The 13093-nt window shown below is 49.6% G+C and carries 11 protein-coding genes and 1 pseudogene; 7 read left to right on the top strand and 5 right to left on the bottom strand.

Annotation, left to right across the window (positions count from 1 at the left end):
• Positions 1 to 300: 300 nt before the first annotated feature.
• Both MJ769_RS10450 and MJ769_RS10455 read right to left on the bottom strand, forming a co-directional pair.
• Positions 301 to 923: pseudogene (locus MJ769_RS10450) on the bottom strand (transposase); the annotation flags it as partial.
• Positions 924 to 1227: 304 nt separating this feature from the next.
• On the bottom strand, positions 1228 to 1374 hold the full coding sequence (locus MJ769_RS10455; RefSeq protein WP_239236962.1) for a hypothetical protein: 147 nt from the start codon (positions 1372 to 1374) through the stop codon (positions 1228 to 1230).
• Between the two features lie 389 nt (positions 1375 to 1763).
• Here MJ769_RS10455 and MJ769_RS10460 point away from each other — a divergent pair, with 389 nt between their 5' ends.
• The 5 genes from MJ769_RS10460 to MJ769_RS10480 all read left to right on the top strand — a co-directional run bounded on the left by MJ769_RS10460 (position 1764) and on the right by MJ769_RS10480 (position 5466).
• Positions 1764 to 2861: a hypothetical protein gene (locus MJ769_RS10460; RefSeq protein ID WP_239236964.1), complete on the top strand. Its 1098-nt coding sequence runs from the start codon at positions 1764 to 1766 to the stop codon at positions 2859 to 2861.
• Positions 2858 to 3958 carry a CARDB domain-containing protein gene (locus tag MJ769_RS10465; RefSeq protein WP_239236980.1) on the top strand — a complete coding sequence of 367 codons (1101 nt, stop codon included), beginning with the start codon at positions 2858 to 2860 and terminating at the stop codon, positions 3956 to 3958. Before MJ769_RS10460 ends, MJ769_RS10465 begins: the two co-directional genes overlap by 4 nt.
• A 171-nt stretch (positions 3959 to 4129) precedes the next feature.
• Positions 4130 to 4648 (top strand): group II intron maturase-specific domain-containing protein, encoded by a 519-nt coding sequence (locus tag MJ769_RS10470; protein WP_239236990.1) that lies wholly within the window; start codon positions 4130 to 4132, stop codon positions 4646 to 4648.
• A gap of 3 nt (positions 4649 to 4651) precedes the next feature.
• Positions 4652 to 4804, top strand: a complete 153-nt coding sequence (locus MJ769_RS10475; protein WP_239236938.1) for a hypothetical protein — start codon at positions 4652 to 4654, stop codon at positions 4802 to 4804.
• Positions 4805 to 5067: 263 nt separating this feature from the next.
• A complete protein-coding gene (locus tag MJ769_RS10480) occupies positions 5068 to 5466 on the top strand; it encodes a hypothetical protein (protein ID WP_239236997.1) in 399 nt (132 codons plus the stop codon).
• An 883-nt stretch (positions 5467 to 6349) separates the two neighbouring features.
• Here MJ769_RS10480 and lpdA read toward each other — a convergent pair.
• Entirely contained in the window at positions 6350 to 8203 is a 1854-nt protein-coding gene (gene lpdA, locus MJ769_RS10485; RefSeq protein ID WP_239237005.1) for a dihydrolipoyl dehydrogenase, read from the bottom strand.
• Positions 8204 to 8270: 67 nt separating this feature from the next.
• Complete coding sequence (locus MJ769_RS10490) at positions 8271 to 9530, bottom strand: glutamate-5-semialdehyde dehydrogenase (RefSeq protein ID WP_239237006.1); 1260 nt, start codon at positions 9528 to 9530, stop codon at positions 8271 to 8273.
• 181 nt (positions 9531 to 9711) lie between these two features.
• On the opposite strand from MJ769_RS10490, the gene trpC reads away from it, so the two are divergent.
• Positions 9712 to 10503, top strand: coding sequence for an indole-3-glycerol phosphate synthase TrpC (trpC, locus tag MJ769_RS10495; RefSeq protein WP_239237009.1), 792 nt, complete (start codon positions 9712 to 9714; stop codon positions 10501 to 10503).
• Between the two features lie 274 nt (positions 10504 to 10777).
• On the opposite strand, the gene MJ769_RS10500 is transcribed toward trpC, so the two are convergent.
• Positions 10778 to 11866 (bottom strand): porin, encoded by a 1089-nt coding sequence (locus tag MJ769_RS10500; RefSeq protein WP_239237017.1) that lies wholly within the window; start codon positions 11864 to 11866, stop codon positions 10778 to 10780.
• 289 nt (positions 11867 to 12155) lie between these two features.
• Between MJ769_RS10500 and coq7 the strand changes: the two genes are divergently transcribed.
• The gene (coq7, locus tag MJ769_RS10505; RefSeq protein ID WP_239237031.1) at positions 12156 to 12782 is read left to right on the top strand and encodes a 2-polyprenyl-3-methyl-6-methoxy-1,4-benzoquinone monooxygenase; all 627 of its coding nucleotides are present in this window, start codon (positions 12156 to 12158) and stop codon (positions 12780 to 12782) included.
• Positions 12783 to 13093 lie beyond the last annotated feature (311 nt).

The following is a 13093-nucleotide window of genomic DNA, read 5'->3' on the forward strand; positions in this document are numbered from 1 at the left end:
TTAGGGGGCTGGGCGCGGGTGACCGCGCCTGGCTACCCGACATTGTGATCGCGAAGCGAGCCACAATCTAAACCGTTTGTTGGACGAGCCCGGCCCAGAGTGCTCGAGTGGCCTCATAGAAAATATCTTGTTGTGAATGGCTCCGGTTTGAAGTTCTAGCGGGATAACGGGCGGTTGAACGCCCGTTTCATAGAGGCTGTATCCACAGGTGATGCCCGATGCGGACGTTTATTCGCCTATTTCGCCAGATTTCAGACGAATGAATCTCCCAGCTTGTAGGCACTGACATCCCGGCACTTGTCAAAAGTGCGTATCGCTTATATGGTCAGCATGTTTCCCGTGCGGCAAGCGGGGCGGGCATGCCCCCGAGAACAAAAATCGAATCCGCGTTCGCACGATCTGCATCACCGCCCCGCAGCAGGTACACAGGATAGGTACACGCGCCTTGACCCAGTCCGATGCCAGGCCCGGATTGAACTTCGATACCCCATGCAGCAAAGCGATTAAGCGTTTGCAATTGGCATGCAAGAAACCGAAGTTGCTCGCCCGCCTAAAACCTTTCGGCAGCACATGCTGCAACACCCGCCACAGAAACTGCGCGCCGGGTACGGTTCAGCGACCACCGCCGCAGGCATGACCAGATGGACATGCGGGTGATACTCCATCTGGCGCGTGTTGGTATCCAACACCGCGATGGCACCGGGCGTGCCCCGCAGCTGCTTGTCGTTCTGGGCGAACGCGCGCACAGTCACCCAGCTACAACGTATAAGCGAGTCGTAGATGATGCGCTGGTGCGCAAGAGCCAGCCCCTTGAATTCCGCAGGCAGGGTAAAAGTCAGCAGAACGTATTCGGCTGGTACCTGTTTTTGTAACTGCCGTTCCAACCAAGGCTGGCTTTCGTGGTGCGGGCAATGCGGGCAATGGCAATTGCAGCCGTAGCCCTTTGCCCAGGCGCAGCGCAGGCTATACAGCGTGAAGAAGCACACCCGGTAACTGACTACGCGCGTGGCGATTAATATCCACCGGACTCTCGTCGACCGTGACGACATCCGGCAGGCGTTGGCACCTCGGGGGGTTGATCAGTCCGGGCGCGACCAAGGCTTGCGCAAGATGGACGGGTAGTAAAACTTTAACCCTCTACAGGTCGAGTTTGACCGTACTCCACGCGTGCGACGCCACCAGTTCGGAGAAATAGTTTCTCAGTTGTGCCTCGGTCAGGTTGTCGATTTAATGATCGAAGCGCGCGCCGATGCGGCGTAGGGTGCGCGAGTACGCCTCGATGGTCTTGGGCTGCAAACCTTTGAGCTTGAGGTGCTTGAGAGGTGTCTGGTACGGCTGGTCGAAGTGCGATTGCGATGAAAATGTTGTGTTCATGCTGGCGTGTCCTCACGATTGTGTGCAAAACCAACCCCTCAGAAAACGAGGAGACGAAGATACAGCATAAATCGTGGCATCGCAGTTTGGGTTTCCTCCGCGTGGTGGCTTCGTCCAACAAGTTTGTTGACATGTCTTACAAATTGACAGTATGTTAAAAAAGGCCAGTTGAAATGATTCTGGTTATTTGGTGATTAGCGAGTTGACCCAATGCCAGGGGGAGAAGTGCCGAGGGGGTTTGAACCAGATAGGTTAGCCAAGTTCCACTATCTTGCTCCCTATCTCCCATTGCTCCGTTATAAGGGTGGCCTGTTGTTAACCGTAAGTTTGCTGAGTTCTGTTCGTGGGTTTGCACAATTTGAGTATTAACTTGAACAAGGAGAAAGATCATGAAACCCAATTTTTGCCTAACGGCAATTTTCGCACTGGCGGCGCTTATGGTAGCTTTGCCCGCTGCAGCCCACAGCCCCAACGACATTGACCCAAACGCTCTTCGCTCTCTGGTGCAACAGTCTGCAGCCGTAGTGCAGGGCAAGGTTGTTGATATAGATTATCGTAATTCTGAGCCTACCCGTGAACAGCCAAATGGTCTGCCCCATACTTTTGTTACTTATGCAGTTGAGCAGGTGGCAATAGGTTCGTTGGCATCCAAGCGGCTGGTGTTGAAAGTGCCCGGCGGAGCAGATGGCAGCGGTGGTTTCTACACGGAAACTTCAGCGCCTACTTTTGCCCGTGGCCAGCAGGATATTCTGTTTGTTCTTGGCGGAAAAATTGAAAGCTGCCAATTGGTGAATTGTGCCGATGGCCGCTTCAGGGTAATTGATGGTCGCGTCTACAATACTTGGGGTGTGCCATTGGTAGAAGCGCGTAAGCAATTGCGATTTGGTGGTAAGCCGCGTTTTGACCTTAATGTAATTGAGGTTCCGCGACCAGACTTTGAGCAATTGATGAAACGACCCGAGGCCAAAGCCAGAATCGAAAAAGAGGGCGGTGACATTCGCGCATTGCGCAAGCGCTATGAAGAAGAAGCCCCCAAATTCTATACGGTCAACATGGCCCAACAGCCCAGTGAAGACAGTGCGACAGACAAATTTGAGGAAAAACCGGCGGAACCGTCAGAGAAATTTGACCAACCAATAGCAGCTGAAGAATTTCTGAAAATTATTCAGGAGCTTGAAAAGTCAATCGGCAAACCCCGGCAGAAGGTGGAAATGGCAAACCCCAAGCTGAAGTTTAAAGTGCCAGACCCAAAAATGGAATTATTAAAGGCCGAAAGGGTGCCACGGATTAAAATCAGTGACGAAGAACGGGATGACAAATCGGTTATAGAAGACGAAAAAGAGGACGGAAACGATCTGCGCCCGACACCGGGTACCATTACCCCGCAACCCGGCACTGTCATACCGCGTCCGGTTAAGCCCGGTATTCGCTCTGGCACTAGTATCAACCCAGCATCTGGCACCACAACAGAGGGAGAACAGCAATGAAAAAGGGAATATTTTTCGTGGCGTTAGCCACTGGCATTTTGGGCTTAAGTACACCCGCGTGGTCTGCTTCGTGGTTGGAGTGTGACGGCGACAGTAACAAGAAACTACGCTGGGGTGGCAATTCAACATCTGCGCGTATTAATACTAACAGCTTCACTGGCAGCAATTTAACTGCAGTACAGCGCGGCATTGATATCACCAACGTTAACCCGTCACCGTTTAGCATTAACGATACCACAGAATCAGGTGGCGTTGGCAGTGGTAACGGCCAGAACGAAATTTATGCGGAGAGCATTTCTCCACCTGGTGTGGCACGTATGCGCTATCACTGCTACTGGCTTTTTGGCTGGAATTACGGGCTTGACGAGGTAGACATCGCGCTCGATTCATCAGGCCGATCGTGGACTAGCTCACAGGCAAAGTCATCTAATTCTGTCTATACCGGCACCAGGCTGCCCATTGAAGCAGTAATTGTGCATGAGGCCGGCCACTATTTGGGGCTTATGCACGTTAACTCGGAGTACAACATAATGGGAGACTCCTGGCGGCACCATCATGCGAACGGCTCCACAGCCAAAAGTTATTTTGGTGAAGATGCCTCGCACGGGGCAAGAGTACTTTACGGTTCCCAATCATCTGCTTTCAGAGACGTGTCAGCATCGCATTGGCGTCGCACTGGTGCCGACGGTGAGTATTCAAGCCATGACCGCGTGAGAATGCGTAATAGCGCCAATACGGCAAACCTGCCCGGTATTACAATTGAGGGAGAACCAGGTTACAGAGTCAACCGCGGGGCAGCAGTAAGAGCGGAGTTCACCATTGAGAACAACGGTAAACAAACGCACAACGATGTTACCTACGGTATTTATATCTCCACAAACGATTATATTAGTTCGGGAGATTTGCGTGTTGGAGGGGGTACGTTTGGGTCGGTGCATCCGGCAGATGTGTACACCACAACGCTAGGAGTAACCATACCTAGTACGCTGAATGCGGGGCAAAATTATTGGTTAGGCATTATTGTGGACGACAACAATTCCATTAGCGAAGTAAGTGGCAGTAATAACCGCGCTTATATACCGATAAGGGTAAATTAGCCCGAACAAATTGCGCCTTTAGGGGCGCTTTTTTTTTAACCGCCACGCAAGGCGAACAGGAGAGGCAGATCAAGTTGCTCCAGATCATGCAATAAATGACAAAGGACAAAACACGGGTAGAGTAGAGAACAGAACAGGTTCTCTACTCTACCCGTACATTCGCGCTCCCCGGTGTTGGCCAACGTCGTACTGGATGAACTGGACTGGGAACTGGAACGGCGCGGCCACCGCTTCGCGCGTTACGCCGACGACTGCAACATCAAGGTCGGAAGCCTGCGCGCGGAACAGAGGGTAATGGCGAGCGTAAAGCACTTCGTCAGTGATTCACTGCGGCTCACAGTTAATCCGCTGAAGAGCGCGGTAGATCGCCCGTCGAAACGCAAGTTTCCGGGCATTACGGTTAGCCGCACCGGCGCGCAGCTCAAGGTGGCGGATAAAGCCATCGACAAGCTGAAACAGCGCGTCTGCGAACTGACCCGTCGTACACGAGGCCACCATTTGGCCGTCATCGTCGCAGAGCTGAGAAACCCCCTGCTTGGTTGGAAAGCGTATTTCGGCATGGCCGAAGTGATGAGCCCTTTGCGCGACATAGACAAATGGATACGACGCAAGTTACGCTGCTACATCTGGAAGCAATGGGGGACGAGCCGGCTACCGGGAACTGCGCAAACGCGGTGTGACTGTGCGTGAAGCATGGAACACCAGCAAATCAGCGCATGGGCCTTGGCGGCTGTCGAAGACTCCGGCGCTCGCACTGGCTTTGCCGGTGCGGTATTTCAGCAGTTTGGGTCTACCCGCTCTTGTTGCGTGGTAGGAGTCATATTTATCGAACCGCCGTGTACGTGATCCGTACGCACGGTGGTGTGGGAGGGAGGGGCCGAGAGGCTTCTTTCTATCCCGATTATGCTCAGATAGCCGTGCATCACGCTTAGTGGCAATAGCGAAGAATAAAACCGCATAAAATTTTAAAGCTCACTGCAAAACCAGAGAGTAAAGTGCTGTATTCACAATATGTTAAAATATGATACTACGCGAAGTGTGGCTCACATTGCTGCATAATTGAAGTCGTTAGGCCAACGCACCATATTCATCTGGAGGATTATAGTTAAATGAAAATTATGTATTTAATTTTTGGTATTGCGTTATGCCAAGTTATTTCTGGGTGTGCTCAGTACCAGTGGCAAAAACAGGGCAGTACTCAGCTTGAGTTCAACAAAGATAACTACGAGTGCCAATCTGAGGCGGCAATTATTTATCCGACACAAATTGTTCAAGAGCAACGATCTTCTGGCTACACCACTCCATCAACCACAAACTGCGACGGCAATGAGTCGACTTACGAAAGCGCTGGAAAAACCTACGGCAAGAGTCAAGTTAACTGCACAACAAAGCCTGGTAAACGAGTCCAGGGAGTTACAAAAACCACTGATGTAAACAAAAGAAACAGAAATGAATCAGCCAAGCAATGTATGTACGCTCGAGGCTGGGAGCGAATCCGTGTCCAATAAATATACTTCCACAATTGTTTGCAACGTTTGCTTTGTTGGATATTCCGGCCTGACAATTCCGTCGCAAGGGATAGCCCAGCTGCCGGCTCCCGCTTAGCTAAAACGTTGAGGCTGTAGAAAAACTCAAAATTGTGAAAATCGCCTTATGAAAAATCAACAAATTACGATACCTGTTCTCGTTGAAAACAGGGTTTTTATACAGCCTCATTAGGTCACACGGCGACACCTTCAGATCATGAGCGTCGAAGAACACAACACCGTGCGGCGATCAGATTGGCGGAACGCACTTGCGTGGTCGCTGCAGCGTCCCTATCGTGCGGTACTTGTTGGAGGTTTATTGGTGTTCGCGGGAGTAGGAAGCGCACTCGGGCTCTTTCGCTGGCAGCTTCCGCTTTTGCGGTGGTCTTTTGCTGTCATTTGCTGGGTTTCCGCGCTCGTACTCTTGGTCAGACTAGCCGTTCGAGTTCGAAAAAGAGAATGACGATCTTTGTCACCAGTCTGCAGTGGGCTTGTTGGCTTCGACTGACGACGACTCTTTAACCTCCAGCCGCCACCCATACACCGTCATTGTTTAGGCGCACTTGCATTTACAGCAAGTGGCCTCCACTGCGAGAATTCTGTAGGTGATCTTGCCGGCGCATACTTTCGCCACATTAATATTCAGCACACGTATCGTGTACGAAGTCTTTACCAAAGGGAAAGTGGTTCGTATCCCACGTATGTGGACTCACTATGAGTGCGCAAATGCCAAACGATTAAGCTTAGATCGCGAAGCGAGCCACGATCTAAGCCGTTTGTTGTAAAAGTCCGACTGGCTCACAAATGCTATGTAAATATCTCCCAAATCAGGAGGGCTGCAACTGCAATGGCCGTTAGTGGTGCCTTATTTTTTTCGCGGCATATATAGGTCAGTAATACTGCCTTCGGCAATTTCCGCTGCGAAGCCGATAGTTTCCGACAGCGTGGGGTGCGGGTGAATAGTCAGACCGATGTCTTCCATGTCCGCACCCATTTCCAGTGCAAGCACTGTTTCGGCAATCAGTTCACCTGCATTGCTGCCAACGATGCCCGCACCGAGAATACGTTTTGTTTGTGGGTCATACAGCAGCTTGGTAAGCCCTTCTCCACGTCCCATAGACAATGCACGGCCGCTCGCCGCCCACGGGAAAGCTGCCTTCTCATAGGTGATGCCCTGTGTTTTAGCTTGCGTTTCGGTTAGACCCATCCAGGAAATTTCCGGATCGGTATAAGCCACAGATGGAATAGTGAGCGCATCGAAGCTGGCTTTATGCTCGGCAATAACTTCTGCTGCCACTTTGCCTTCATGCGTTGCTTTGTGTGCCAGCATGGGATCGCCAACAATGTCGCCAATAGCATAGATATGCGGCACATTGCTGCGTTGTTGCTTATCCACTGGGATGAAGCCACGCTCATTGACTTCGACACCTGCCGCTTCTGCGTTAATTTCGTGACCGTTTGGACGACGTCCGACGGCGAGCAGCACACGATCGTATACCTGTGGCTGAGGTGCATTTTCACCCTCAAAGATTATATTCAGCCCTTCCGTCTTTGCCTCAATTTTGGTGACCTTGGTCTTCAAGTAAATTGCTTCATAACGTTTTTCGATGCGCTTGTGCAACGGACGCACGAGATCGCGGTCAGCACCAGGAATCAGGCCATCGGCCAATTCGACCACAGAAATTTTAGAGCCTAGTGCGTCATATACCGTGCCCATCTCCAAGCCGATGATGCCTCCGCCAATAATCAACATACGCTCCGGAATATCCTGCAACAGCAATGCGCCGGTGGAATCAATCAAGCGTGGATCATCGTACGGAAAGCCGGGAATGCGCGTCACGCTGGAGCCTGCTGCAATGATGGCATTATCAAACGTGATGGTTTTGCTGCCGTCGCTGGTTTCTACCGTAACGCTGTTAGGCGAGCTGAATTTCGCCACACCGTAAACTACTTTTACTTTGCGCTGCTTGGATAGTGCGACTAAGCCGCCGGTTAGCTTGGCGACAATACTTTCCTTCCAGCTGCGGATTTTATTAATGTCGATTGTCGGTTTGCTAAAAGTTACACCATGAGGTGAAATTTCATCTGCCTCGGTGATAACCTTGGCGACGTGCAGCAGTGCCTTCGACGGGATGCAGCCTACATTAAGGCACACTCCACCCAGTTTGGAATCGCGTTCAATTAGTATTACCTGTTTGCCCAGATCCGCAGCACGGAAAGCTGCGGTATAGCCACCGGGACCGGCACCCAGGACAACGATTTCAGCATGAAGATCACCTTTTGCAAAAGCGGGAGAGGTTGAGCTAGCAACTTCAGGAGCCGATGATGAAGCAGTAGAGACTTGTGACATGGATGCAGCTCCTTCTGCCTCCGTTCTTTCTTTATCAGGGGAGGGAGTTGGTATTTCCTCTGAAACAGGGGGGGGTGAAGTGACTGGAGTGGGTTGAGCAGGGGAAGAGGTAGGCTCTTCTGCTGCCGTCTCGGTTTCCAGCATTAAAATCAAATCGCCTTGGTTGACCTTGTCACCAATCTTGATCTTTAATTCCTTCACCACCCCCGCAGCGGGGGAAGGTATATCCACAGTCGCCTTGTCGGTCTCCATTGTGATCAACGATTGCTCTATTGTCACGGCCGAGCCAATATTTACCATCACCTCGATAATAGTTACATCCTTAAAGTCACCAATGTCCGGCACGTTAACTGCGAGGGTTTGTGTCATAATTTTCTTTCGTGTTCATTTCAGGCAAGTGCATTTACATATAATCTCTTGGTGAGAAATGTTTCTGCTAACTTCTTATCTGTCCGCTGCCCAGCACAATAAATTTCTGTGAAGTTAGCCCTTCCAACCCTACCGGGCCGCGCGCGTGAATTTTGTCAGTGGAGATGCCGATTTCTGCACCTAATCCATATTCAAAGCCATCGGCAAATCGTGTTGAAGCATTCACCATCACCGAGCTGGAATCGACCTCGCGTAAAAAACGCATCGCCTTGGTGTAATTCTCAGTCACGATGCTGTCGGTGTGCTGTGATCCGTAGGTATTGATATGCACAATTGCATCATCCAGTCCAGTCACCACACGCACGCTCAAAATCGGCGCCAGATATTCGGTGCGCCAATCTTCTTCTGTCGCAATTGCCATTTGAGCAATCAATTTACACGCGGCCTCGTCGCCACGCAGTTCAACGCCCTTGTCTTGATATGTTTTACATAATTGAGGCAGCACTTGTGCCGCCACACTGGCAGCCACCAACAGGGTTTCCATGGCATTACATACACCATAACGTTGAGTTTTGGAGTTGTCGGCGATACGGAGGGCTTTTTCCAAATCAGCCTCGTCGTCGATATATACATGGCAGATTCCGTCCAGGTGTTTTATAACCGGCACACGAGCTTCTTCCGAGATGCGTGCGATTAGACTTTTTCCGCCACGCGGCACGATCACGTCCACATATTCTTGCATGGTAATGAGTTCGCCTACTGCTGCACGGTCGGTGGTGCTTATCACCTGCACAGCGCTCTCCGGCAAGCCAGCTTCGCGTAGCCCATGTTGAACGCATGCCGCAATTGCCTGGTTGGAATGAATCGCTTCGGAACCGCCGCGTAAAATGGCAGCATTGCCGGATTTAAGGCACAACCCTGCGGCATCAGCCGTCACATTTGGGCGCGATTCATAAATGATGCCGATAACGCCAAGCGGCACACGCATTTTACCGACCTGGATGCCGGAAGGACGATATTTCAAGTCGCTAATCTCACCGATGAGATCCGGCAGGGCAGCTATCTGTAACAGCCCTTCTGCCATGCTACGCAAGGTTTTTTCAGTTAGGGTGAGACGATCGATGGAGGCGGCATCCAATCCGTTAAGACGCGCAGCAGCGGTATCCTTGGAGTTCGCCGAAATCAGTTGTGCGGTGCTGCTCAGGATTGCAGCAGCAATTTTTTCCAGGGCACAATTTTTTGCCGCAGTACCGGTTTGCGCCATGACGCGAGAAGCGGCACGTGCTTTCTGCCCGATTTGTTGCATGTATATTTTGATGTCGTCCATTTCTACCTCATCATTCAAGCGGAACCAGCACATGGGCAGAGCGCTGCGATATCCATCATCATTGTCACAACACGCCCATCACATTTACGATGAATATTGCTGCGCTTCATCCTTGCTATATGTGCGCATTTTACCATTGCACTTAAGTTAAAATGCGCATCTTGTATATCAAGGGTCTGCCATGTCTGACATTCTGCAAAAAATTCTTACTGTCAAGGCGCAAGAAATTGCTGCCGACAAAGCCATTTGCTCATGGGAAACTATGCGCACGAACGCGGAACAAGCCTTACTCACTCGTGATTTTGTCGGAGCCATTCGCAGCAAAATTACAGCAGGTCAGCCCGCAGTGATAGCCGAAATAAAAAAAGCTAGCCCAAGTAAAGGCGTGTTGCGCGCAGATTTTCGCCCGGCTGAAATTGCTGCTAGCTATGCAAGTCACGGCGCGGCCTGCCTGTCCGTGTTAACTGATGTGCAATTCTTTCAGGGCAGTGCCGAATATTTGCAAGAAGCGCGGGCCGCTTGTTCTATTCCAGTACTGCGCAAAGATTTTATGGTGGATACCTACCAAATTTATCAGGCTCGAGCGTTAGGGGCGGACTGTATCCTGCTGATTGCGGCAGCATTGAGTCTGACGCAGATGCAAGAGTTTGAGGCTTTGGCGCACAGCCTGGGGCTAAGCGTGTTAGTAGAAATTCATAATAAAGCGGAATTGGATCAGGCATTGCAACTCAACACTCCACTCATCGGCATCAATAACCGCAACCTGCGTACTTTTGAGGTAACGCTGCAAACTACGCTGAATTTATTACCGCACATTCCACAAGAACGTATGGTGGTAACTGAAAGCGGAATTCTTCGGACAAAAGATGTGCAATTGATGCGCAGCAATCACGTCAATGTTTTTTTGGTAGGTGAAGCATTCATGCGTGCCGCCGAGCCAGGCATTGCATTAGCACGGCTGTTTGGGTTGTGATACAGGTGAGTACGCCAGCGGTGGCATAATTGTACGGTTGCTGTTCTGTTAGAAAATCAGGTGAACAGATTATTTCGGGGTTGACGAGCCAATGATGATTAGCAGTCTAGGAATATTACAAACAAGTCATCTTGTTTGGGTAATAAGTCACCGCAGATAATTTTGCAGGTGTTGATATTGAGTAGTATCACCAGCATTATCTTAAAATATAAATCGGGCACCTGAAGGTGCCCGATTAAGATCTAACTACTTATCCTCTTACGAAGACAATAATTTAGAACGAATGTTTCATACCCACTGAGAAGGCGCTCGCGTCTCCACCTACAACTGTATTGCTAATGGAAGTGCCGCCACTGTTCCAGCCAAGCTGGTAATTTGTGTTGTTATCATTTCTCAGATCGGTGTACAAAGCATACAGCGTAGTATGGTTGGTCATTTTGTGGTCGTAACCCAATGAATACTGCTTGCCGCCAGACTTAGGATTATTACCAGCATTATGATTGACATCGGTATACGCCAGTTTAAGCGCATCATTTGAGGTCATGTTATATTTGCCGGATAGATACCAAGCTGTGGAGGTGCCAGAGCCAAGATCATTGCTGATTTTTTCAAAAACACCATTTAACCCGAATAGCGGTGTAGAGTAGCCAACGCCACCTTTCCATGCTGATGTTTTAAATGTAGTGCCCAGACCATTGCTTATGCTTTGGTAGGCTACAGTTGCATAAATCGGACCAGCGTCGTACATTGCTGCAAGCGATACACCTTCATTTGTATGGAATAAGCTGTTACCTGGATTTGGCGTATTTGGCGAATTGAACCCTGGTGCTGTACCGCCTTGGTCACCAAAATAAGAACCTGCCGCACTGAAACCAGAATAATTCAAGCTATTGAAACCTACAGTGTTGTTAGTACGAACGTCGTGACCGAGACCCATCAGACTACGGTTATCAGCAATGGTATTATGGAACATGTCCATGCCGCGAGTAGCTAACTTATAGGGGGTATCGAAACGCCCCAGCTTTACCGTACCTGCCATGTCGCTTTTCAAACCAGCGAAGGTGTCACGGAAGGCAAGGCGTGAATCCGAACCTGGGCTTTCTGTGCCGCCTAGACCTGCGCCAATTGCAATTTGGTTTTCAATTTGCCAGATTGCAGACAAACCACTACCCAAATCTTCTGAACCTTTAAAGCCTAAGCGGGAACCATTGCTGCCCACCCCCTGGCTATTCCTGTTCCCGTCATTGTTTACGACGTCATAGGATACGTTAGCTTGACCGTACAGGCTAACTTCGGCCATTGCTGCAGAGGTCGCACATACACCCGCGACTGCTAGAGCAATCAAACTCTTATTCATGTTCATAAAATGTTCTCCTTGATTTACTAAATTGGTTTTCCGGGAAAACCTCTCAAATTTAAAGCACTTATGAGAAGTCAGCCCATATTTTGACAGAGAGCTTAAGAGATAAGCAAGATGCTTGTTGTATTATTGCAACAAAATATAAACAAACCGTTTCTTTAATTTTAAAGAGGTCTGCTTTACAAGCAGAAATTTGAAAGGTAGCTTTGGTGTTAATATCATTCCTTAATTTTTAGTGGTGCCATTATTCTCGGGTCGGTATGGGTATACTAATGTTCAAGGGGAGCGCTCGTTGTTAAATTTAGACAGCTTGATTATCAGTTTCGACAAAAGCTTGCGTACTCTATTTAATGAGGCGCACAGTATCCGCCCTTTCCCTGATGCTGGTTTGCCGGATGCCGCATTAGACGAGAACGAAAAAAAGCTTGCAGCAGCACTGATGCGCGTCAATCATTGCGGTGAAATTTGCGCTCAAGCGTTATATCAAGGGCAAGCATTGACGGCACGTGATCCTGTGATGCAAGAAGAGTTGCAGCAAACAGCCAATGAAGAGACTGAACATTTGGCATGGACGTCGCGACGTGTGCATGAGTTAGGCGGCCATCTAAGCTTGCTCAATCCAATTTGGTATGGGAATTCGTTGGCCATCGGCGCGTTTGCTGGGTTGTTGGGTGACAAATGGAATCTTGGATTTATGGCAGAAACTGAACGTCAGGTGGCTACACACTTACAAAGTCACTTGGATAAACTGCCAGAACAGGATATAAAAAGTCGTACGGTTGTCCAGCAAATGCTTACAGATGAAACTCGGCATGGGGATCTTGCTGTGCAATTGGGTGGTGTAGAATTGCCACTGCCGATAAGGCTGGCAATGCAAGTGAGTGCAAAGGTAATGACACAGACTGCATATTGGGTATAGCTTTGAATCCCACGAAAAACGCCCGATAGCGTGTTGAAGAAGCAGTTACATCTTATCCTCTGCACCGTAGATGTGTCTATATCTTAAACCGGCCTTTAGTTGTGGGTTTCGCAAATTTAGACCACCATGGCTATTCTAGGCGGTCTACCGCTATTCGAAATCTATCCTAAAAATAAAAATCGAAGTATGTCTATTCGATTGATATTCAAGATAACTATAGGGCATCTCAGAAAATCTTCACCATTCGCTGCCTGAGGCAAGACTGACGGCCAGAGCTTTGGAATAGTACGATTCATCAACTTCATTCTTTT

Origin of the sequence: Candidatus Nitrotoga sp. BS, assembly GCF_927797785.1 — a bacterium.
GTDB lineage: Bacteria > Pseudomonadota > Gammaproteobacteria > Burkholderiales > Gallionellaceae > Nitrotoga.

What these genes read in the sequence shown, in the direction of transcription:
- MJ769_RS10480 (WP_239236997.1), top strand. Translation starts at nt 5,068, where the DNA reads ATGAAAATTATGTATTTAATTTTTGGTATTGCGTTATGCCAAGTTATT.
- MJ769_RS10460 (WP_239236964.1), top strand. Translation starts at nt 1,764, where the DNA reads ATGAAACCCAATTTTTGCCTAACGGCAATTTTCGCACTGGCGGCGCTT.
- MJ769_RS10500 (WP_239237017.1), bottom strand. Translation starts at nt 11,866, where the DNA reads ATGAACATGAATAAGAGTTTGATTGCTCTAGCAGTCGCGGGTGTATGT.
- MJ769_RS10465 (WP_239236980.1), top strand. Translation starts at nt 2,858, where the DNA reads ATGAAAAAGGGAATATTTTTCGTGGCGTTAGCCACTGGCATTTTGGGC.
- MJ769_RS10455 (WP_239236962.1), bottom strand. Translation starts at nt 1,374, where the DNA reads ATGAACACAACATTTTCATCGCAATCGCACTTCGACCAGCCGTACCAG.
- MJ769_RS10490 (WP_239237006.1), bottom strand. Translation starts at nt 9,530, where the DNA reads ATGGACGACATCAAAATATACATGCAACAAATCGGGCAGAAAGCACGT.
- MJ769_RS10475 (WP_239236938.1), top strand. Translation starts at nt 4,652, where the DNA reads ATGGAACACCAGCAAATCAGCGCATGGGCCTTGGCGGCTGTCGAAGAC.
- lpdA (WP_239237005.1), bottom strand. Translation starts at nt 8,203, where the DNA reads ATGACACAAACCCTCGCAGTTAACGTGCCGGACATTGGTGACTTTAAG.
- trpC (WP_239237009.1), top strand. Translation starts at nt 9,712, where the DNA reads ATGTCTGACATTCTGCAAAAAATTCTTACTGTCAAGGCGCAAGAAATT.